The following is a 23176-nucleotide window of genomic DNA, read 5'->3' as shown; positions in this document are numbered from 1 at the left end:
CATGGTCCTGGCTCGCGCGTTCCAGCAACACAGCGCCTGGCCGGAGTCCGGCGAGCAGGCGGTGGTATTCATTCTCGACGCCCGCAACCGGGTGGAACTGGACCTGCTGCGCCAGTGGATCAGCCAGCACGCCGGCGAAAACCCCCACGGCGTTCAGGTGGTACTGGCACTGCAGGACGACCGCAAGGGTATCGACACCGGGGACCTGGCGGACCACCTGGCGATGGATGACGCCACGGTGGTCGCGCCCCTGCGCGTGGCCTGGACCTTGAGCCGCGCCGAGATCGACGCCGGCCCGCGCATCCGCGACCTGATTCTCGGCGACCCCCGACACCCCAGCGCCCGCCGCGCGCGCAAGATGCTGGCGCGCGAACCCGAGCGGATGCACCTGGTCGCCGGCGCCCCCGACACCCTCGCCAACCTGCGCCAGCGTTACCAGCGCAAGTACCAGCGCGACGGCGCGGCCGACCGCGAGGCCTTCGCGGTATTCGTCGCCCGCCAGGCGGCCATCGTGCTCGAGATCGCCGAGCGGCACCTGCAGGGCAGCCGCTACAAGGTGCCGCGCTACGTGGCCGAGAGCCTGTGCGCCAACCGCGGCTACAACGAAGCAGTGGAGGCCATCGCCCGGGAGCAGGGCAAGAGCAAGCCGGAGCTGATGAAGGAAGCGGCCGGCTACATGAAGGAGATGATCTCCACCCCCAGCACCTTCTGGCTGGACGTCTACGCCCGCTTCAATAATTTCTGCCTGGGCCTGGGCTACGAGGACCGTATCGTCTACGACCAGGAGGCGGTGGAACAAATGCGCAACACTGTGCGCGACCACCCCTCGCTACTGTTGTGGACCCACAAGACCTACCTCGACGGCATGGTGGTGCCCAAGGTGTTGTACGACAACGACTTTCCCATGCCCCACATGTTCGGCGGCGCCAACATCAACTTCGCCGGCATCGGCTTCCTGGTACACCGCGCCGGCGGCATCTTCATCAAGCGCAGCTTCAAGGACAACGAGCTGTACAAGCTGACCCTGCGCCACTACATCGGCTACCTGATGGAAAAGCGCTTCCCGATGAACTGGTCCTTCGAGGGCACCCGCTCGCGCCTGGGCAAACTGATGCCGCCGCGCTACGGCCTGCTGAAGTACGTGCTCGAGGCCTGCCACGCCAGTGACGCGCGCGATATCCACATCATTCCGGTCACCATCAGCTACGACCTGATCCGCGACGTGGAGGAGTACGCCACCGAACAGACCGGGCGCGGCAAGGGGGCCGAGTCCCTGCGCTGGTTTATCGGCTACGTGCGCAGCCTGGCGCGCCCGATGGGCAAGGTGTACATGGACATCGGCAAGCCGGTGGTGCTGGAGCGCGCGCCGGAACCCGAGGACAGCCTGGCACTGTCAAAAATCGCCTTCGAGGTCGCGGTGGAAGCCAACCGGGTCACCCCGATCACCTTCCCCGCCCTGGTGGCCATGAGCCTGCTGGGGGCCGCGCCGCGGGCCCTGGCGGAGGGCGAGGTGGCCGAGGACCTGGACCGCCTGCTGCAGTGGGCCGAGGACCGCGGCCTGCGCATCTCCCCGGATTTCGACCGCACCTACGCCGAACAGATGGACGGCCTGCTGGGCATCATGATCGACGAGGGCATCGTCACCCGCTACGACGAGGGGCCGGAAACCGTGTACGGCGTGGCCCCCGAGCAGCAGCCGGTGGCCAGCTACTACCGCAATACCATCATCCATTTCTTCGTCAACAAGGCGATCATCGAACTGGCCCTGGTGAAAGCCAGCGAGGATGCGCTGAACGCGCCGCTGGAACGCTTCTGGGCCGAAGTGGACAACCTGCGCGACCTGTTCAAGTTCGAGTTCTTCTACTCCCCCACCGCCGAATTCCACAGCCAGATTCGCGAGGAACTCGAGCGCTACGCGCCGGACTGGGAACAGACCATCCAGAGCGGCCGCCAGGGCTTCACCGGACTGCTGACCCGGCTGCGGCCACTGGTGGCGCACATGTCCCTGCTCACCTACGCCGAGGCCTACTCGGTGGTGGCCGACCTGGCGGCGCGGCTCGACCCCTGGGAGTCGCTGGAGGAGTCCGACTGCGTCAGTCGCGCGTTGAAGCTGGGCCGGCAGGCCTGGATGCAGCGCCGCATCAGCAGCGAGGCCTCGATCGGCAAGCTGCTGTTCAAAAACGGCTTCCAGTTGCTGCAATCGCGCCGGCTCGCCGAGGGCGGCCGGGACGAACTGGCGGAGCAACGCCGGGCGCTGTCGCGGGAGCTGCGCGAAATCCTGCGACGCCTGGACGTGCTGCGCGCCATCGCCCTGGCCAACCGGGCCACCGTGGACTACGAGGCGGACGCGATGCCCGGCCTCCTGGAAACCACGGGGCCGCAGTTCACCACACAGGCCCGGGAAAGCGGAGGGTAACGCATGTTAAGTCTCAAGGTCGGTCTGCTGGGCGGCGGCTCCTGGGGGACCACCGTGGCCTCCCTGGTGGCCCGCAACGCCCCCATCACCCTGTGGGCGCGCAATCCCGACACCGTCGCGGACATCAACCAGCGCCACCGCAACAGCAAATACCTGGGCGACTGCGTGCTCCCGGACAAGTTGGTGGCCAGTAGCGATATCGAGGAAACCGTGGCGGACGCCGACGTGCTGGTGATGGCCATTCCCTCGCAAAACTTCCGCGCCGTGCTGCTGGAGGTAAAAAAGCACCTGCGCCCCTGGGTGCCGGTGCTCAGCCTCACCAAGGGCCTGGAGCTGGACACCCGCATGCGCATGACGCAGATCATCAACGAGATCCTGCCCGGCCACCCGGTGGGTGTGCTTACCGGCCCCAACCTGGCGCGGGAGATCATGGCCGGCCAGGCGGCGGCCAGCGTGATCGCCATGACCGACAAGGTGATCCTCTGCGAACTGCAAAAGCTGTTCAACAGCGGGCTGTTCCGGGTGTACACCAACGACGACGTGCTGGGCTGCGAGATCGGCGGCGTGCTCAAGAACATTATCGCCATCGCGGTGGGCATGGGCGATGGCCAGGGCGCCGGCGACAACACCCGCGCGGCGCTGATCACCCGCGGCCTGGCGGAGGTCACCCGCCTGGGGGTGGCCATGGGCGGGCGCCCCGAGACCTTTGCCGGCCTGGCCGGCATGGGCGACATGATCGCCACCTGCACCAGCCCCCAGAGCCGCAACCGCCACGTGGGCATGGAGCTGGGCAAGGGCCGCACCATGGAGGACATCAGCCGCGAGATGTTCATGGTGGCCGAGGGCGCCAAGAGCGCGCCGGCGGTGATGGCCCTGGCCGAACAATACGGCGTGGAAATGCCCATCGCCCAGGACGTGTACCGGGTAGTCACCGGCGAGTCCAACGCCCTGCGCGCCTTTCGCGGCCTGCTGCGCGTGGATGCCGGCGCGGAACACGAACCGGGGTAAGGCTGCGGGCGCCGGCTCAGCCCCCCCTGTAGGGTCGAATTCATTCGACCAAAAAGCGGCGGAATGAATTCCGCCCTACGCGCCCCACAGCCCCCCCGTAGGGTCGAATTCATTCGACCAAAAAGCGGCGGAATGAATTCCGCCCTACACACCCCACAGCCCCCCCGTAGGGTCGAATTCATTCGACCAAAAAGCGGCGGAATGAATTCCGCCCTACACACCCCACAGTCCCCCGTAGGGTCGAATTCATTCGACCAAAAAGCTGCGGAATGAATTCCGCCCCACGCGCCCCACAGCCCCCCGTAGAGTCGAATTCATTCGACCGGGGAAGGCCGCTGGCTTCGCGGACTGGCCTGAGGCAAAATAAAGGTCAAAGGGTGGTAGGGCACCCGGACACAACATCGACAACCACACAATAATGACGTCGCCAGACCTTAAGGGATTGAAACCATGCGAAGCTTCCGCGCACTCGCGCTGGCCCTGCTGTGTGCCACCACGGCCCAGGCCGGCGCCGACAGATTTATAGACCTCCAGGGCAACCCCGGGCTGCGCTCGGCCTCGGCCCTGATCCTCGACGCCGAGGGCAACGTCATCTACGGCAAGGACACCGACTCGGTGCGCCCCATTGCCTCCATCACCAAGCTAATGACCGCCATGGTGATCCTCGACGCCGGCCTCGACCTGGAGGAGCCGGTGACCATCACCAAGGAAGACCGCGACCTGGTCCGCCTGACCGGCTCGCGGCTCGATTACGGCGCCACCCTGAGCCGGCGCGAAATGATCCTCCTGGCGGTGGCCTCCTCGGAGAACCGCGCCGCCCACGCCCTGGGGCGCACCTATCCCGGTGGCTTGCCGGCCTTCGTGACGGCGATGAACCTGAAGGCCGAATCCCTGGGCATGCGCAACAGCCAGTTCGCCGACCCGGCCGGCCTGCACACCGACAATCTGTCCACCGCCAGCGACCTGGCGCTGATGGTGGCCGCGGCCAGCGACTACCCCCTGATCACCGAGGCCAGCACCACCCGCGAACTGGTGGTGCACCCCTATCACAAGCGCGGCCCGCTGACCTACCGCAATACCAACCGGCTGCTGAAGAACAAAAACTGGGATATCGACCTGTCCAAGACCGGCTACATCAACGAGGCCGGCCGCTGCCTGGTCATGAAAGCCAAGATCGAGGGCGAGGAGCTGTCCATCGTGCTGCTCAACTCCTTCGGCAAACTCACCCCCTTCGGCGACTCCAACCGCCTGCGCCGCTGGCTGCTCGCCGGCAGCTGAACCGTCCCCGCACGGCCCGCGCTTGACCGGGCCCTCGCGGCCTGAAACACTGTGCTGCCACTGCGGCAACCGAGGGTTCAGCACATGTTCAACCGGCGTCAGCTCCTGCAGTTCACCGCCGCGGCAATGGCGGCCCGTGCGCTCGGGCCCACCGCCGCCAGCGCGTCGCAAGCGACAACCATCACCCGCCCCATCCCCAGTTCCGGCGAACGGGTTCCCGTCATCGGCATGGGCACCTCCCGCACCTTCGATGTCGACGCCAGCGACGAGGCCATCGCGCCCCTGCGGGAAGTCCTCGAAGCCTTCTTCCAGGCCGGCGGCAGCGTGATCGATTCCTCGCCCATGTACGGCAAGGCCGAATCCCGGGTCGGGGATATCCTGCGCGCGCTGTCGCCACGTCCCCCGGTGTTCGCCGCCACCAAGGTGTGGACCCGCGGTCGCGACGAGGGCATCGCGCAGATGCAGCAGTCCGCGCAGCGCATGGCGGTGGACCGCTTCGACCTGATTGCGGTGCACAACCTGGTGGACTGGCGCACCCAGCTGGATACCCTCAAGCGCTGGAAGGAGGAGGGCAAGGTGCGTTACATCGGCGTCACCACCTCCCACGGCCGCGACCACGCCGACATCCTGCAGGTGATGCGCAGCGAGCCGCTGGATTTCGTGCAGTTCAGCTACAACATCGACGACCGCGCGGCGGAGCGCGAGCTGCTGCCCACCGCCGCCGAGCGGGGCATCGCCACCATGATCAACCGCCCCTACCAGCGCGGCTCACTGTTTGGCCTCACCCGGGACCAGGCCCTCCCCGAGGTGGCTGCGGACCTCGATTGCGCGAGCTGGGGGCAGTTTTTCCTCAAGTGGATCATGGGCCACCCCGCGGCGACCTGCGTCATCCCCGCCACGTCCAAGATGCGGCATATGCAGGACAATATGCAGGCGGGCTTCGGCAAACTGCCCGACGCGGCGCAACGCGAGGAGATGCTGCGGGTGTTCCAGTCCCTGCAGGCCAGCGCGTGAAGCCCACCGGGGCCACCCCCCTGCGGCGTCTGCTGGCCCTCGCCTGCGACATCCAGCCGCGTGAAGTCAGCGCCACCCTGACTTCGTTCCTGCTGGTGCTCATCCTCATGGGTGCCTACTACCTGCTGCGCCCGCTGCGCGACGCCATGGCCAGCAACTGGACCGACGCCGAGGTCAGCTGGCTGTGGACCTTCACCTTTGCCTTCAGCGTCATCGCGGTGTCCCTCTACGGCGCCGCGGTCACCCGGGTGCGCTTTCACTACCTGGTGCCCGGTGTCTACGGCTTCTTCGCCGCCACCTTCGTCCTGTTCTATCTCGGCGCTACTGCGCTGCCCGACGCGGATACCCTCGACAAGGCCTTTTACGTCTGGATCAGCGTGTTCAGCCTGTTCCATATCTCGGTGTTCTGGAGCTTTATGGCGGACACCTTCTCCAAATCACAGTCCAAGCGCCTGTTCGGCTTTATCGGCGCTGGGGCCAGCGTCGGCGCCATTGCCGGCCCGGCGGTGGTCACCTTCCTCGCCGGCAGCGCGGGCACCGAACCGCTGCTATTGGTGGCGGCGGTGATGCTGGTACTGACCCTGCCGGTGATCGGCTTGCTACAGCGCCTGAAGGCAACCGCGCTGCACAACGAGGAGACGCAGGCCGACGCGGGGGACATCGCTCGGATCGGCGGCAACCCGCTGGCGGGCTATGTGGTGTTTTTCCAGCGCAACAGCGGGTTCCTATGGGGCATCGGCCTGTTCATTTTCCTGTACACGGCGATCAGCTCCTTCGTCTACTTCGAGCTAAAGAACCTGCTGGCGCACTACGACGAGGCCCGCCGCGCGCAGATCTGGGCGGCGATGGACCTGGTGGTGAACACCTTGACCATAGTCATCGCGGCCTTCGCCACCGGTCGCATCGCCAAGCACCTGGGCCTGCCCTTTACACTGGCCATGGTGCCGGTGGCGATCTGCGCGGGCATGCTGCTACTGGCCGCCGCGCCGATGGTGTCTATCGTGGTGGCGGTCCAGGTGGCGCGCCGCGCCGGCAACTACGCGATTTCGCGACCGGCGCGGGAGATGCTGTTCACGGCGGTGGACAGGGAGACGCGCTTCAAGGCCAAGCCGGTGATCGACATCGTGATCTACCGCGGCGGGGATATGCTCAACGCCTGGGGCTTTACGGCCCTGACCCAGGGGCTGGGGCTGGGCATGGCGGCGGTCGCCGGCGTCGGCGCGGCCATCGCGGCGCTGTGGGCGGCGGTGGGGATTTACCTCGGGCGACGGTTCAATGCCATGCGACCGGATATCGAGGCAACATCCCAGCCGGAATCTGTTGCCGCCGATCCCGCTCCCTAGCCTGTTGCCCCCCTGTAGGGTCGAATTCATTCGACCTATTCACGGTGCAGGGTTGACGGAATGAATGACCCGAAAAGTGGGGCCCGCTGTCCGCCACAGTTCACCGAAGAAGCCCGGCAGAGATGCCGGGCTTCTTTCTATGGTGCCAGCACGCGGGCATCCGGCGGCGGAGCGCGCAACGAGCCAACGACCGAACCGGCGTTGAGGGAGTTTGGCGGAATAAATTCCGCCCTACAGAGGGGGAATCACCGCCCCCGTGTAGGGTCGAATTCGTTCGGCCTCCGCCGGCTCCCCAACCCGATTGATGGTCAGAGCTGGATATATCCGGCTACGGCGTATCAGCTTCGATAAACTGCACGTCAGCGCGAGCAGGAATCTCGCAGCATTTTTCACACTGGACATCAATCTCCAGGTTTTTTCCGCATGCTGTGTGGATGAGTTCCGTCGCCGAATGGGACGCATCAAGGTCGTCGATTACCCACTGGCGCATAGCCATAACAATCGGAAACAAGGACTTGCCCTTGGCACTCAAAAGATAGTCGCTGCGAGGAGGGTTCTCCTGGTAAGTTCGACGTTCGAAAACTTCAACATCAACGAGAAAATTCAGTCGGGCGGTTAAAATATTGGAAGCGATGCTCAGCTGCTTCAAGAATTGATCGTAGCGACGAAGGCCGAAAAACGCAGAGATCAATAACAATAGCGTCCAGCGATCACCGATTAAATCGCTGATGTTGGCCAGCATGAGATCCTCTGTACCGCTCTTGGTAGCAGAGCGTACGCGGCGCAAGCGATTAAGCGAACGAATCTCATCGAGCTGACTTTGAGGGCTGAGCGCCTGCTCTGGAAGTTCTACGTCATCGACTTGAACAGGCCTTCGACAGTGACGGCATACCGCTAGTGGATATAGCTCTTGACCACAGCGCCTGTGAAACAACTCGTAAGGTAGCCTGCTCTTGGCGCCATCACGCTCTGCCGCACACCAATCCAGCTCCCATTGCCAAGCCAGCAACGAAGAAGAAAATAATCCCGCCCCCTTCTCGGTCAGCCGGTATTCAAATCGCGTGGACGACGCCGAGCCAGGCTGCTTGTACAAGACCCCTTCATTTATTAGTGCGTCCAACCTTCTGGTTAGTGTCGCTTTGCTGATACCGATATGGCGTCGGAATTGCTCAAAGCGAGTACGCCCCAGAAAGGCGTCACGCAAGATGAGCAGACTCCATCGATCTCCGATGACATCGAGACCATCGGCAATGACGTTGTCAATGATAAGCTGGTTGATATTCTTGACTCCGATTCAGGTACAGCTCTACCCAATAATTCAGTGCAATCAGCTAGCCCCTCACATTGTATCAAATACTTTCCTTCATCTATGGTGGCTAAGCCTGTATCGCTTACAGGCTCGCTAACCAACCGGGGCTGATGCCACAGTATACCCGGCGATGGGGAACATTACTGCCGGTCTTTGCAAGGGCGCTCGGTGAATGCGGGCAATGCTTCAATATGCTCTTATAGAGCAAGTATCTTTCATCAAATTATTTTTGCCATATCTATCGAATATTTTCCTTTGGATTTCATTGTCTAGCCAACCTCGTAGTTGACAACATTATTTTTGGTCTCATAATGCAATTTAATATTTTCCGCGGTAATCACGCGCCAGCATTGAGCAGGAGCAAGCCATGCCCATTACCTATGAGAACGAGATCAAACACAGCCTCAAAAGTAGCCCGCACCCCTATTTGAGCGGCCCCTGGACTCCAAACTTCACCGAATACACCGCCAGCGACATGGAAGTGATCGGCGAGATCCCCAAAGACATCGATGGCGTCTATGTAAGAAACACCGAAAACCCCGTGCAGGAGCCTATTGGCCATTACCATCCTTTCGATGCCGACGGCATGATTCACACCATGTCGTTTAGAGACGGAAAGGCCCAGTACAACAACCGCTTTGTGCGCACTAAAGGTTTCGTGGCAGAGCAAATCGCTGGCGAAGCGCTATGGACAGGCTTTGTCAATGATTACAACATGTCCAAGCGGCCGGGCTGTGGCGCGCAGGGTAATTTGAAAGACGGGTCTTCCACAGACGTGGTCGTGCACGCGGGAAAAATCGTATCGACATTCTGGCAGTGTGGCGATGGCTACCAGCTGGACCCCTACACCCTTGAGCAGCATGGAGTGGTTGCCTGGGCGCCGATAGATGGCATCTCTGCCCATCCCAAAGTCGATGCAAGTACCGGAGAGATGCTTTTCTTTAACTATTCGAAGTACCCGCCATATCAACATTACGGCGTTGTTGATCGCCAGGGCAAGCTAGTGCATTACACGCCTGTTCCGCTGCCGGGTCCACGCATGCCTCACGATATGGCTTTTTCGAAAAACTACTCGATCTTCGCAGATCTTCCACTGTTCTGGGAACAAGAGTTGCTCAAGGACAATATCCACCTACCGCGTTATCACCCTGATTTGCCCACGCGTTTCTCGCTTATTCCGCGATATGGCACAGAAAAGGATATTCTTCAGTTCGATGCCAAAGCCACTTATGTGCTCCATTGGTTAAACGCTTACGAAGAGGGTAATGAAGTCATACTGGAGGGGTACTTCCAGGAAAATCCGGACCCAGCTCCCATTCCCGGCTTGCCCGAAGGCCCAGGAAAGCTGATGGCTCACCTGGCTTTGAATCATCTTCAGCCAAAGCTCTACCGATGGCGCTTCAATCTCAAAACCGGTGAAGTGAAAGAAGGCCGACTGGACGATCGCGACCTGGAATTTGGCACGTTTAACCAGCAGTATGCCGGCAAGAAATCTCGTTACGTGTACTCCGTATGGGGTGCGCCAAACATGTTTTTGTTCTCCGGTATCGTCAAGCACGATACCGAAACCGGCGCATCCTGGAGCCTGCCTTTTGGTGAACAACGATTCGGCAGTGAAGCACCATTTGCGCCTCGCGTAAACGCAAAAGACGAGGATGACGGCTATCTGGTGAGTTTCATTACCGACATGAAAGATGATCGATCAGAGTGTGTGCTGATCGACGCCAAGGATATCGAGGCCGGTCCGGTGTGCCGCATCATTCTCCCGCACAGGATCAGTAGCGGTACGCATGCCACCTGGGCAGACGGACCAACGGTTCGCGCCTATCAGGAATAAGGAGGATTGCGCTGGCCGCCAAGAAATTCAGGTCAGCGTAATCGGCACACTTTCATTTTTTATCACCATTGTTCATCTGATACGTGGAACGAGCCATGCCCGAAGCACTGATTGTCGATGCTGTGCGTATTCCCCGCGCAAAAGCGAATGCCGACACGGGGATATACGCAAAGTGCAAGCCCGTAGATCTACTCAAACCACTGTATAAAGCGCTTTGTGAGCGAAACCATCTTGACAGTAACAATGTGCAGGACGTGCTTCTGGGTTGCTCAACCCAAAGCGGAGAGCAAGGATCAAACCTGGCCAAAATCTCAACACTTCATGCTGGCTGGTCGGATCAGGTATCCGGAGCAACAATTAATCGATTCTGCTGCTCTGGACTTGATGCCGTCAACATTGTGGCCAGCAAAGTTATTGCGGGAATGGAATCCCTGGCGGTAGCGGGCGGCATTGAGCACTTGAGCCGAGTGCCAATGTTCTCCGATAAAGGCCCCTGGTTTAGCGACCCCGAAGTCATGAAGACCTCTCGCTTTATGCATATGGGCGTGTCGGCGGATTTAATCGCCGTACAACAGGGCTATAGCAAAGAACAACTCGATATCGTGGCATGTGAATCTCACAAGCGCGCGGCAAATGCAATCGACAAGGGTTATTTTGATCGATCACTTGTACCCGTCCGCGAAAGCAATGGTAGCCCCTTACTGCTTAATGATAACAATGTCCGCCGTGATTTTGCCCTAAAGACGCTGGCAAAGTTACCGCCCAGTTTCACCGATTTTGTCCCAATGGCACAAAAACTCATTGATAAATTCTATCCCGGGACGGCCCTTGAGGCAGTACATAGTGCGGGAAGCTCACCGGCTTTGGTCGATGGCGCCTCCCTGGTAATGATCGCCAACCAAAAAACCTGCGAGCGCCTGGGTTTACAACCTCGAGCAACGGTGCGGCATTTTGCCAATGCTAGCTGTGAGCCGGTAAAAATGCTCGACGGCCATATCAAAGCGACGGAGTCGGTGCTTAAAGCTACCGGTATTCGGACAAAAGATATCGATCTATGGGAAGTAAACGAATCCTTCGCCTCTACAGTGCTGCTGTACCAAAAACACTTCGGAATCGATGCTAAACGCCTTAATGTAAATGGCGGCGCCATAGCCCTCGGGCATCCGCTGGGAGCCACCGGAGGAATTCTGATAGGAACGCTACTCGACGAGCTAGAGCGACGGGATTTAAAGCGCGGTGTTGTCGCTATTTGTGGCGGCGCTGGGGTTGGCGTGGCAACACTGATTGAACGCACCTAAAAATCAACAATATACTGAAAATATCATGGAAAATGAGTTTTGGGATGGGTTGCGCGCCCCGGGGATACCCGACAGCATCGACACCAGTAGTTACAAGAACCTGCTGGAGATACTGACAAGCGCGTTCGATTGCCACGGCAAACGTCCTGCATTTACCGGCATGGGACATACGCTTACTTACTCAGAAATTGATGAGTTGAGCAGCGAATTCTGCCGCTACCTTCAATATCATACCGATTTGCAGGTTGGCGATCGTATAGCCATTCAGATGGCTAACCTGCTTCAGTATCCGGTGGTTTTGTATTGTGCCTTGAAGGCCGGGCTGATTATCGTTAATACCAATCCGCTCTACACAGCAAGGGAAATGCAACACCAATTTAACGACGCCGGCGTGAAGGCCTTAGTCTTCATGTCAACATTTGGAGATAAAGTGGCAGAGGTGCTACCGCACACTTCAATTGAAACCGTGATCGTTACAAATATCGGCGACCTGTTACCGTTTGTCAAACGCACCACATATAACTTCCTGGCTCATCATATTAAAAAAATGGTTCCCAGATTTTCGATTAGGGGAATCAAGTCTTTTCGTAATGCTTTGGCCATGGGCCGCCGCTCACCCCAGCAAAAACCTGTAGACACAAAACCCAACGATATAGCCGCCTTGCAATACACGGGTGGTACCACCGGCGTTGCCAAGGGAGCGATACTGACCCACGCAAATCTGGTCGCAAACATGCTACAGATCAATGCAGGCTTACAGCAAACCGACAGCTCGGGAGAACGAATCTTCAAACCCGGCGAAGAAGTTATCGTTGCGCCTCTACCGTTTTATCACATTTACGCATTTACGATGCACTTGATATCTGCCGCTCATAATGGCCAGCACAATATTCTGATTGCAAATCCACGCGACCCGGATCTATTTGTGCGCGCACTAAAACCCTGGAAAATCACGGTATTTGTCGGCCTGAATACCCTGTTTATTTCACTGTTGCGCCATGCGGGCTTTCGCAACCTGGATTTCGGCAGCCTGAAAGCAACCAATTCCGGCGGCGCCGCATTGGCAACGGATACTAACGAGCGCTGGGCCGAACTCACTGGCTGCCGTATAGCCGAGGGCTACGGATTGACCGAATGCTCTCCTGTTGTGTGCGCCAGCGGTGCAGGTGATCATGTCAATCCACAATCTGTCGGCCTACCACTTCCAAACACGGCCTTGAAACTGATTGACGCCCGGGGCGCGGAGATTGTCACACCTGGAAAAGCCGGGGAACTTTGTATAAAGGGGCCCCAGGTCATGAAGGGCTACTGGAATCAGCCCGAAGCAACAAAAGAAGTACTTGACGAAGAAGGCTGGTTCAAAAGTGGTGATATAGCGACTATCGATGAAGATGGCGTGGTGCGTATAGTGGACCGCGTCAAGGACCTTGTTATTGTTTCTGGCTTTAACGTGTATCCCAATGAAATCGAGTCAGTTGTAACTGCTCACCCCTCTGTGGAGCATGCGGCCGCTATCGGGGTGGAGGATGAGAAAACTGGAGAAGCTGTTAAGCTTTTTGTCGTAAGATCCGACCCTGAATTGACACAGAGTCAACTGCTTGCATATTGCAGAGAACAATTAACAGCTTATAAGGTTCCAAAAATAATTGAGTTTCGAACCGAGCTACCGATGACACCTGTAGGAAAGGTGCTGAGAAAGGAGTTGCGTGCAGAAGTTTCACATAACTCCACCGGACCGTGAATAGAGATATTTTTACACGTGATCAGACCGCTCTCGCGAGGAAACAGGCTCTACCCATGATCACATTGATTTTCTGGCGAAAACCCAGATTAAAGGTGCGTAATTTCAAGCATGGATTGAAGCACAATGGATACAGTTATCAAGAGTACTGAAAAGCAAATTTTGTAGATACCCCAACAATTTAGAATGCATGGCAACTCGCGAGTTGCCAATCGAACACCTCTTGGCAAATACCAGCACCGCATCCAGGAAAAATCAGCCCTACTGCGACGCCAGGGACGCTCCACAACGTAAATTTTCTTCCGTTAAATATTTTCTATTTTTAGATCTTTAATGCAAGTAAATATCTATACATTAAATGCAACAGTTTCAACCGTATCGATATCACCTAGAGTAGTCCTTGACCTATTCATCAAATCTACAATCATTAGATCTATTATTAAAGTCTTTCGCTTTTATTTATCAGATTTTTCAAATCGATATATCACTGTGTATTTGTTGCTATTTTTGACAAGTTATATTCTTGTTGACGAAAACTAAATTTACTTTATAGTCTCACAATGAAAGTTAATTGATTACGTACCTCCGCCTGTTCGCGCCATATGGCTATAGCCATTCACAATGCCCAATCGGAGTCTGAGATCAACGCCGCGTTCACATTAAAATAACGGTACCATCAAGGAATCAAGTCTATGAAACCAAGCAGCGTCCGCTCCTTAATTGCTATTACGATCGCGTTACTTGTGGCTGGATTACTGGCATGGGCCGGCAGTAGTCACGGAACTAAGGTCGGCGGTATCTCGGTCTTCGTTTTATGTGCAATGTTGGCCTTTGCAATTCAGTGGCTGGCGTTTATACCTGCCTATCTTTACCAAACTGAGCACTTCTATGATCTTGTCGGTACTATGACCTATTTGACATTGATGGGCTGCGCACTTTGGCTTGTCGACAATATCGGCATTCGCTCTATGTTGTTAGCCCTGCTGATTGGTATATGGGCAACTCGCCTTGGAAGTTTTCTGTTCATACGCGTTTCCAAAGATGGCTCAGATTGCCGCTTTGATCATATCAAACCATACTTCCTTCGTTTTTTAACGGCTTGGACTTTACAGGGTCTCTGGGTGTTTATTACCGCCTCGAGCGCATTGGCGGCAATTAGCTCTGATAACGATGTGCCACTGGGCGCGTGGGGTATCGCAGGCCTCTGTGTTTGGCTTTCTGGATTTGCCATTGAAGTCGTTTCCGATTTTCAGAAGAGACAGTTCCGCGCTGCGCTGAAAGGAGAGCGCGGTTTCATTCAGTCGGGCCTTTGGTCCTACTCCCGTCACCCAAACTATTTTGGCGAGATCGTCCTGTGGATCGGAATTAGTATGATTGCGCTTCCGGCTTTGTCGGGCTGGCAGTATGCCACGTTGATTTCTCCTGTTTTCGTCGCTCTGTTAATCATACGCATTAGCGGTATTAACCTCCTCGAAGCCAGCGCCGACAAACGCTGGGGTGGCGTACCCGAGTACGAAAACTATAAAGCCAGCACACCTGTTCTAGTTCCTCGCCTGCGCAAGCCTCGATAGGCGTCGGCCTCGGGGACACTTCGAAATCGCCTAACAAACATCTCTCATGGGAATTACGAAATGAAATATAAAAATCAAATAGTGCCTTCATCGATCACCTTGGCAAACGCTGTAGTAGTTGCGACCTCTTTGATGAATCCCTCTCAGGCATTAGCCGAAAACTATGCATTGGAAGAGGTTATTGTTTCTGCTCAGAGAAGATCGGAAAGCTTGCAGGAAGTACCAGTTTCGGTAACCGCTATCGGCGGAGAGAGTGTTGGGGAAAGCGGAATAGCCGGACTAAACGATATCAGCCGGCAGACTCCCGGCTTTACGATGACCCAATATAATATTGCGGAACCGCAGTTGTACATCAGGGGTATCGGGTCCACACAGGACTCCGCAGCTTCCGACTCACCAGTCGCCATGTTTGTGGACGACGTGTATATCGGCCGGTCTGGCGGTGCAAGCTTTGAGCTCTACGATATTGAGCGCATTGAAGTCTTGCGAGGCCCCCAGGGTACTTTGTTCGGTAAGAATGTGGTCGGAGGAGCGGTCAGTGTCGTTACCTCGAAGCCTTCGGAAGAGTTCAAAGCCAAGCTTGGCGTTACCGCGGGAAACCTCGGCTTGAAGAAATTTACCGGACTGATTAACGGGGCCATCACTGACAATGTGGCTGGTAAGTTTGCTTTCAGCAAGAAGGATACAGACGGCTATGCCGAGAATATTTCAACCGGGCAAGACACCCATGATGTAGACAACCTCAGCACGAGGGCCCAGCTTGCGGTATTCCCCAGCGACAATCTGGAAATTCTCCTTGGTGCCGACTACTCAACCGATGAAAACAACGGTAACTGTCGCTCTATCGGCGAACTTGATGAAGACACTCGTCCGCTGACGCCGATTTATAGACTCGCAGTAGCCGCTACGACTCAAGGTGATATCCGAAAATGCACTGGTGATGTCGAGACCTATCAGGAACGGGACCTCGGCGGTCTCCTGGCGAAAGTTACCTGGGATACACCACTGGCGACTTTTTCGTCCATCAGCGCATACCGCGAAAGTGATTACAAATGGCTCGACGATTTAAGTGGTCTTCCCGCGGCAACGCTGCCACTAATCGTGCATAACAACGCAGAGGAGCAGGCCGATCAGTTCTCACAGGAACTGCGCCTGACCTCAAATGGAGGCGCCCCCCTGCAATGGATCGCGGGGTATTACTACATGCGTGAAAATGTTGATCGCCGCGAGCGTTTCGATTCCCAGGTGGGCAACGATGATCCCACGAGTATTTTTGGGCCCAACGGACCTCTTGGTGCGGCAACGCTTCTGGGTGGCAATGTCGAATTTTTTCAGGACGCGAAAAGTGATTCGCACGCAGTATTTGCGCAAGCCAACTATCACTTCACCGATGATTTCTCCGCCAGCTTTGGTGGCCGCTGGAGCTACGACAAGAAAAAGATCAATCAGTCTGCACTCGATTACGAAGGACAGGGTCACACCGGCGTGCCATTGTCTGGAGCACCGCCCTATGCCAACGCCGAGGCGTCTGAGAGCTGGAGTGAATTCACCCCCTCACTCAGCTTGAACTACCAGATCAACGATAACGGCTTCGTTTATTTTACGGCTGCGAACGGTTACAAGAGTGGCGCTTTTATTGGCCAGGCAATGTCAGCTGAATCTGCAACGACGCCTCTTGAGCCGGAAACTGTAACAAACTATGAAATAGGCGCCAAAACCGAGTGGTTCGGCAATCGCTTGCGACTGAATGTCTCCGCCTTCAATATGGAATATTCCGACCTGCAGGTTTTCACCCTGAAGGGCTTTAGTCTGGTGAGCGACAATGCCGAGGCGACCAGCCAGGGGCTGGACGTCGAGTTTGTCGCCGCCGTTACGGATCGGCTACGGCTCTCGGGAAGCTGGTCTTATCTGGATGCGGAGTATGACACCTATATTAGTGGTGACGATGACTACAGCGGCAATGTCTTGCCGCGTGCGCCCAAGCATAGTCGAAACATCAAGGCCTCCTACTACCAGCCCCTGCCCCGGGGGAGTGAGCTGGAACTGTCGCTGAGCTATGACTACAAGTCCAGTTTCTTTTTTGACCCGGATAACAGCCCTCTGCGCGAGGAAGAGGCGGTCGAACTGATCAATGCCAATGCCTCCTGGTACAGTTCAGGTCAAGACTGGCGCGTCGTCGCCTGGGTGAAGAACCTTGCCGACGAAGAATATCGTTTGCACTCTGCGATCAGCGGCTTTGCAGGTACTGTCAATATCTATGCGCCACCGCGAAGCTACGGGCTAACTGTCGACTACACCTTCCGGTAGTGGACGACGCCACCGACCCGGTCACCGCCGTGATGCAGCCCATCGAACCCGTACCGCCGGTTTGGCTGCTGGCGGCCCTCGGGGACTGGCGGGCCTCTTGGGTCTCAGGCTGTAAGCGCGGTAAGCGGGAGGTTACAGGCATCGAAAAGCCCGGCAGTGATGCCGGGCTTTTTCCTGTAGTGCCAGCAAGCTGCACCCGCCGGTTGGTGAGCTCCACGGGCGAGCAAGCGGACCGGCGTTTAGGTGACCAGGCAGAATATATTGCGCCCTGCGGGAAGATAGAGGCCCGGTCTAGAAGCGGTAGTGAACACGGCCTACGATAGAACGCTCGTCACCCGGCCAGCAGTCACCGCGGTCCAGGCAACTAGCGAAGTACTCCCGGTCACCGGCATTGCGCACGTTCACGCTCAGGTCCCAGCGATCGAATTCGTAACCCACCATCAAATCCACCAGGGTGACCGAGGCGACTTCGATGATATCCGCCCCGCCATAGCGCTTGCCCAGATAGCGCAGGCCGGCGCCGGCCTTGAAGCCGGCCAGCTGGCCCCCGGGCCGGTAGCCCACCCAGGTGGAGGCCTGCTTTTCGGGCACGCTGTCCACATGGAAACCGTTGGCGGTTTCCGTATCGATTTGGCTGAGGTTCAGCTCCCAGGTGATAGCGCCAAAGTCGATCAGGCTTTCCAGTTCCCAGCCCTCGAAGCGGGCCACGCCACTCTGCTGCTGGATAACAGTCGGCTCGCCGGCCGGGTCGTTAAGGTTGGTCTGCTCGATATCGAAGTAGGCGAAGGTCACCATGCCGGGAAAATCGTCCGGCTGGTATTTAACACCGTACTCCCACTGTTCGCCCTCCTGGGGATCCAGCGGCCGGGGGTTATCCGGGTCGTTGTTGTTACCGATCACCGGCTCGAAGGACTGGGCCCAGCTCACATAGGGCGCGAAGCCGTTGTCGAACTGGTAGAGCACCCCGGCGGCACCACTCAGTGCGTCGTCCTGCTGGCTCTGGCCGGCGGTTTCGGTTTCCGTATCGTCGTAACGCAGACCCAGGGTGATGCGCCAGTTGTCCACGCTGATCTGGTCATTGATGTACACCCCATAGTCGATGCTCTCGGTGTCCGGGCGCACGGTATAGCGGCTGTTCAGGTAGTCCAGTGGCGCGCTGGCGCCGTACCGGGGATTGAATACGTTGATCCAGTAGGTGTCGCCAAGCACATCATCCGGCAGACCGGTGGCAAAATCGTATCCCGGCGCGAACTCGTAATAGCCCGCCGCGCCGGTGGTGACATCCTGGTACTGCACTCCCATCAACACTTCGTGACTCAGGCCGCCGGTGTCAAAGCTCGCGCGCAGGCGGGCATCGATGGCCGCTTGCTCCGAGGTCTGGTCGTTGCGGTAGAAGGTGCGCGGCACGGTGCCGTCCTTGTACAGGCTGCCATCGGGATTGTAGACATAGCGCCCCGGGGTGGGCAGGAAGGCGGTCCAGGCCTGCTGGTAGTCGGCGCTGGCATCGGTGTAGCGGGCGGTGATTTCCATGCCCCACACCTCGTTGAACTGGTGGTCCGCCAGCAGGGTCAGGGCGTGGGTTTCGGCGTCGTACTTGTTGAAGCCGGGCTCGCCGAAGTAGGCGCTGCTGTCAATGTGCTTGCCATTGGGGGCAGCCTGCAGGGTGCCCTGGACCGGCAGGTACTGGGCCGCGGTGTCGTTATCGTACCGGGTGTAGTTGTACAGCAGGGTAATGTTGCTGCTGTCGGTGGGGCGGAAGGTGATCGACGGCGCGAACACCACCGAGTCGTCGGTCACACGGTCCACCTGGGTATCCGCCTCGCGATAGACACCCACGACCCGGTACAACCACTTGCCGCCAGCGTCGATGGCGCCCATGGAATCAAGGGCCAGCTGGGCGCGGTCGAAACTGCCGTAGTCCAACACGATCTCGTGCGCCGCCTCTTCCCTGGGCCGCTTGCTGACCACATTCACCAACCCACCCGGGGAGCCCTTGCCATAGAGCACCGAGGCCGGTCCCTTGAGAATTTCCACCTGCTCCAGTGTGTACACGTCGGGGCGGGTGTTGTTGTAGTTGCCGAACAGGGACTGCAGGCTGTCCTGGTACTGGGGCACATCCAGGCCGCGCACCTTCAGCCAGTCGCCCCGGGTGGCGAAACCGTAGGTCTCGCCGGTGACGCCGGCGCTGTAGGTAAATGTGTCGTCCAGGGTCAGGGCCCCCTTGTCCTGGATGTCCCGCAGGCTTTCGATGGTCACCGAGCGCGCGGTCTCCATGATCGGGGTATCGGACTTGAGCGCGGAGTAGCGCGACAGGCTGCCGCTGACAATGACCTCCTCCATGCGCTCGTCTGTTGCCGGCGCGGCCTCGCGGGCCTGGGTGACGCCGGCGGCGAGGGCGATGGAGATCGCCGCGGCCAGGCGGCCGCGCGGATTGCGTGTAAACATGGATTCCCCCTGAATCTTCGAAGCCAAGTCTGCCGTCACGGTGTGGCGACGAACCAAAAGTTAATCTAACTGATAAACATTATCATTTACTTCAAACCGGGCTTCAAGCCAAATAGTTGTGCCGTTTGCCACTGAATAGCGGCTCGGCCCGCGACAGTGATTTTCTACGACCGGCTCTTGTCTATACTGGCGGCTCACCGCAATAGAGGGAGTTTCCAATGGCAACAGCAGCCGACTACGGACTGGGACCGAACACTTTCCCGCGGGGTTGGTTCATCGTGGCCGAGAGCAAGGAACTGGACCAGGGCCCCCTGGCCGTGCGCTTCTTCGGCCAGGACCTGGCCCTGTACCGGGGGGAAAGCGGACGGCCGGTTCTTCTCGATGCCTACTGCGCGCACATGGGCACGCACCTGACCGACAGCAACAGCGCGATGATCGTCAAGAACGGCGAGCAAATCGAGGGCGACTCCATCCGCTGTCCCTACCACGGCTGGCGCTACAACGCCGATGGCGACGTGGACGACATCCCCTATCACGACGGCCCCTGCCCCAAATCGGCCTCGATCCGCTCCTACCCGGTGGTGGACAACATGGGCTGCATCATGGCCTGGTACGACCCGGAGGGCCGCGCACCCGACTACGAGCCGCCCTTCCTGCCGGAGTGGGACGACCCGCAATGGGTGCGCTGGGAGCTGGACCACCTGGGGGAGCTGGAGATTCACCCCCAGGAAATCCTCGACAACATGGCCGACGTGCGCCACCTGGGCCCGACCCACGGCGCCCCGAGCGAGTACTTCGAGAACGAGTTCAAGGACCATGTGTACATCCAGCGCCAGGGCGGCCCGATGCAGTTGTACAACTGCTACCTGTATACCACCACCTGGTATACCGGCCCCGGCCTGCTGCTGTCCAAGCAGGTGTTCGGCGACACCGTCATCTACGAGTTGATCGCCAATACCCCGATCGAGGACGGCAAGGTGAAATGCTGGCACGCCTGCCTCTACCAGGGCAGCGAAAGCCCCGCCACCGGAGCCGACCGGGAGGCCGCGAAACACGCCCAGGCCGGTGCTCTGGAGGCTTTCAGCGCCGACTTCAACATCTGGCAAAACAAGCGTCCCGCGCTGAAAATCATGCAGCTCAAGACCGACGGCCCCTTCAAGGTGGGGCGACGCTGGTACAGCCAGTTCTTCCAGCAGCCCGAGGATGCAAAGGCCACGCAACGGGAGCTCAACGGCATCCTGCACACCCAGGGCATGGACAAGCCCGAGGACCGCGGCCACGACATCGACCAGGGGCTGCCGTTCTAGCGCCCTCTCCCGCGGGCCCCTCCGGGGGCCCGCCACCGCTTTTTGAACCACCGCCCCCCGTATTGATCCAAGCTTTTGCAGCATCCTGCTAGAATAGGGGACGGAGGTATCGCCATGAAAAAACTGTCACTGATTCTCGTCGCCTGCGGCCTGGTCACCGCGTGCGCCACCAGCCCCACCGGCCGCAGCCAGCTGATGCTGGTGTCCCCCCAGTCCGCCATCGTGGAATCGAAGAAAGCCTACCTGAGCACGATGTCGCAGCTCGACGAGCAGGACAAACTGATCGACGACCCGAAACTCGCCGACCGGGTGGCCACCATTACCGGGCGCCTGGTCACCGAGGCGGTGGCCCTGTATCCCCAGTCCAGGGACTGGGAGTGGAGCGTGGCCATCGTCGACGACCCGGAAACGGTCAACGCCTGGTGCATGGCCGGCGGTCGGATGGCGGTCTATACGGGCCTGATCGACAAACTCAAACTCACCGACGATGAGTTCGCCCAGATCATGGGCCACGAAATTTCCCACGCCCTGGCCAACCACACCGCCGAGCGCATGTCCCGCGCCATGGCCACCAACCTCGGCGTGGCCACGGTGGCGATACTGTCGGACCATCACGCCGCGGCCCTCGGCGGCGCCGCCCTGGCCGCCAAGGTGGCGCTGGAGCTGCCCAACAGCCGCACCGCCGAGGCGGAAGCCGACCAGATCGGGCTGGAACTGGCCACCCGCGCCGGCTACGACCCCGACGCCGCGGTCACCCTGTGGGAGAAGATGGCCCAGGTCGGCGGCGACCGGCCGCCGGAATTCCTCAGCACCCACCCCGCGCCGGAAAACCGGCAGGCGGCCCTGGCGGCGATGGGCGCCGAGGCGCGCAAACTCAACCCCAGCGGCCAGCTGGCGGCGGTGCACCCGGTAACTATTGTGCGCTAGCGCCGGCGACCCGCGGCGGACTCACCGCGTACTCCACTTCCGGCAATTCCGCGGCCATCTGCTCGCGCAGGTAGGCCCGGGCCGCCGCTCGCCGCTCGCCCGACAGGGCGAAGTGGTGATCGAAGAAACTGCCCACCACCACCCGGGTGATCATCTGCTGGCGCAGTACATTCATCGCCTCCGGCAGCGGGTCCACGCGGCACAACTCATTCTCGCCATCGGCAATCACGCCCTGCTCCGGCGAGCCGATCAGCTCGAACCAGGGCTCGTCCATGTCCTCGCCGATATTGCGGGTGACAATGTAGCAACCCAGGGCGTCGGGGTTGTCCATCCAGCGCATCCACGCCGCCGGGCCGGCGAAGCCGGTGTGCGAGGCCCCGCGCACGGTCACCAGCTCGGCGCCGGGCAGTTTCCCGGGAATCGGCGCGGCGTTGCTGTCCCAGGGCACCAGGGCATCGATATCACCCGCCAGCATCAGGAAGGGCAGCCCGGCGCGCTGCCGGAAAAACGCCGGGGCCAACATGGAGGTAGGACCGGCGATGGACAGCGCGGCGCCGACCCGGGGATCGCGCATCTCGGGGTGAAAAGCCACCAGTTCCGTGGTCAGCCCCCCCAGGGAGAGGCCGAAAACCCCGATGCGGCCCGGGTCCACCAGGCCCGCCAGTGGGTGATCCGGTGTGGCGGCATCCTGCAGTATCCGGTCGATAACAAAGCGCACGTCGGCGGGCTGGTTGACCACGTCCCTAACCCATGGCCCGCCCGGGGCGTACATATTGGTCAGCGGAAAATCGATGGCCGCCACCACATAGCCGAGGCTGGCCATGTACTCCGCCAGGTAGGCGCCACCGCGGCGGTTGGAGGAGTAGCCGTGGCTGTACACCAGCAGTGGGTGGGGGCCGGCATCGGTTACCGCCGGGTGCCACACCGTGGCCTCCAGCCGGCGGCTGTCGGCGCCGGGGTAGTCCTTGTTGGCGCTGGTGGCGCGGGATCGATCCTCGAACACCGTATCGTAATGCGCCACCGACAGGGGGCCCGGTTGCAGGCGGGCATTGCTGGCACTGTGCGGTGGAAAGGGCTCGGGCTGCCAGCCGAACACCAGCGCCCCGATTGCCGCGACCGACACCAGCAGCAGCACCAACAGCAGGTTCAGCAGTATTTTCATTATCTGACTCCTTGCGCGATGAGCCCCGCTGGCCTGCGCGGGGGACGGACCATTATTTCCGATTTGCGCGCCACTGTGCCAGCGGGCCCGCCAAACCGGGCTGGATTTTTCATCGGCTGGACTGTATAAAGCGGCCCACTTCCCCGGGCACGCGCCTTCGCCGCGCCCCCGCGCCACTTTTTGGCTCGGTTTCTGCTCCGGGTATCCGGTCGC

At 59.3% G+C, this 23176-nt stretch carries 15 protein-coding genes; 12 read left to right on the top strand and 3 right to left on the bottom strand.

The window, feature by feature from the left end; genetic code table 11:
- Nucleotide 1 precedes the first annotated feature (1 nt).
- The 5 genes from JYP50_RS07500 (at nt 2) to JYP50_RS07480 (ending at nt 7059) form a co-directional block, all read left to right on the top strand.
- Nucleotides 2-2416, top strand: a complete 2415-nt coding sequence (locus JYP50_RS07500; RefSeq protein WP_206559879.1) for a glycerol-3-phosphate 1-O-acyltransferase — start codon at nt 2-4, stop codon at nt 2414-2416.
- Nucleotides 2417-2419: 3 nt separating this feature from the next.
- Nucleotides 2420-3424, top strand: a complete 1005-nt coding sequence (locus tag JYP50_RS07495; RefSeq protein WP_206559878.1) for an NAD(P)H-dependent glycerol-3-phosphate dehydrogenase — start codon at nt 2420-2422, stop codon at nt 3422-3424.
- Nucleotides 3425-3874: 450 nt separating this feature from the next.
- A complete protein-coding gene (gene pbpG, locus JYP50_RS07490; protein WP_206559877.1) occupies nt 3875-4702 on the top strand; it encodes a D-alanyl-D-alanine endopeptidase in 828 nt (275 codons plus the stop codon).
- 84 nt (nt 4703-4786) lie between these two features.
- Nucleotides 4787-5716 carry an aldo/keto reductase gene (locus JYP50_RS07485; RefSeq protein WP_206559876.1) on the top strand — a complete coding sequence of 310 codons (930 nt, stop codon included), beginning with the start codon at nt 4787-4789 and terminating at the stop codon, nt 5714-5716.
- A complete protein-coding gene (locus JYP50_RS07480) occupies nt 5713-7059 on the top strand; it encodes an NTP/NDP exchange transporter (RefSeq protein WP_347136739.1) in 1347 nt (448 codons plus the stop codon). The genes JYP50_RS07485 and JYP50_RS07480 overlap by 4 nt, the downstream gene beginning before the upstream one ends.
- A 328-nt stretch (nt 7060-7387) precedes the next feature.
- Here JYP50_RS07480 and JYP50_RS22120 read toward each other — a convergent pair whose 3' ends face one another.
- Nucleotides 7388-8290 (bottom strand): winged helix-turn-helix transcriptional regulator, encoded by a 903-nt coding sequence (locus JYP50_RS22120; protein WP_347136749.1) that lies wholly within the window; start codon nt 8288-8290, stop codon nt 7388-7390.
- A 445-nt stretch (nt 8291-8735) separates the two neighbouring features.
- Here JYP50_RS22120 and JYP50_RS07470 point away from each other — a divergent pair, with 445 nt between their 5' ends.
- From JYP50_RS07470 to JYP50_RS07450, 5 genes are all read left to right on the top strand, one after another.
- A complete protein-coding gene (locus JYP50_RS07470; RefSeq protein WP_206559874.1) occupies nt 8736-10205 on the top strand; it encodes a carotenoid oxygenase family protein in 1470 nt (489 codons plus the stop codon).
- Between the two features lie 95 nt (nt 10206-10300).
- Nucleotides 10301-11503 (top strand): acetyl-CoA C-acyltransferase, encoded by a 1203-nt coding sequence (locus JYP50_RS07465; protein ID WP_206559873.1) that lies wholly within the window; start codon nt 10301-10303, stop codon nt 11501-11503.
- A complete protein-coding gene (locus JYP50_RS07460; RefSeq protein WP_277602440.1) occupies nt 11490-13244 on the top strand; it encodes an AMP-binding protein in 1755 nt (584 codons plus the stop codon). Before JYP50_RS07465 ends, JYP50_RS07460 begins: the two co-directional genes overlap by 14 nt.
- A 692-nt stretch (nt 13245-13936) precedes the next feature.
- Complete coding sequence (locus JYP50_RS07455; protein ID WP_206559872.1) at nt 13937-14815, top strand: DUF1295 domain-containing protein; 879 nt, start codon at nt 13937-13939, stop codon at nt 14813-14815.
- A gap of 60 nt (nt 14816-14875) precedes the next feature.
- Nucleotides 14876-17122 carry a TonB-dependent receptor gene (locus tag JYP50_RS07450; RefSeq protein WP_206559871.1) on the top strand — a complete coding sequence of 749 codons (2247 nt, stop codon included), beginning with the start codon at nt 14876-14878 and terminating at the stop codon, nt 17120-17122.
- A gap of 291 nt (nt 17123-17413) precedes the next feature.
- On the opposite strand, the gene JYP50_RS07445 is transcribed toward JYP50_RS07450, so the two are convergent.
- Nucleotides 17414-19567, bottom strand: a complete 2154-nt coding sequence (locus JYP50_RS07445; RefSeq protein WP_206559870.1) for a TonB-dependent siderophore receptor — start codon at nt 19565-19567, stop codon at nt 17414-17416.
- A gap of 218 nt (nt 19568-19785) precedes the next feature.
- Between JYP50_RS07445 and JYP50_RS07440 the strand changes: the two genes are divergently transcribed.
- Together JYP50_RS07440 and JYP50_RS07435 are read left to right on the top strand one after the other, a co-directional pair.
- On the top strand, nt 19786-20874 hold the full coding sequence (locus tag JYP50_RS07440; RefSeq protein ID WP_206559869.1) for a Rieske 2Fe-2S domain-containing protein: 1089 nt from the start codon (nt 19786-19788) through the stop codon (nt 20872-20874).
- A 114-nt stretch (nt 20875-20988) separates the two neighbouring features.
- The gene (locus tag JYP50_RS07435; RefSeq protein WP_206559868.1) at nt 20989-21801 is read left to right on the top strand and encodes a M48 family metallopeptidase; all 813 of its coding nucleotides are present in this window, start codon (nt 20989-20991) and stop codon (nt 21799-21801) included.
- Here the strand turns inward: JYP50_RS07435 and JYP50_RS07430 are convergent.
- Entirely contained in the window at nt 21788-22963 is a 1176-nt protein-coding gene (locus tag JYP50_RS07430; protein WP_206559867.1) for an alpha/beta hydrolase family protein, read from the bottom strand. The genes JYP50_RS07435 and JYP50_RS07430 overlap by 14 nt on opposite strands.
- Between the last annotated feature and the right edge of the window lie 213 nt (nt 22964-23176).

Source organism: Parahaliea mediterranea (assembly GCF_017255185.1).
Taxonomy (GTDB): Bacteria; Pseudomonadota; Gammaproteobacteria; order Pseudomonadales; family Halieaceae; genus JAFKCZ01.
Note: the sequence above shows the minus strand (reverse complement) of the source record. Positions and strands in the feature narration are given on the sequence as shown.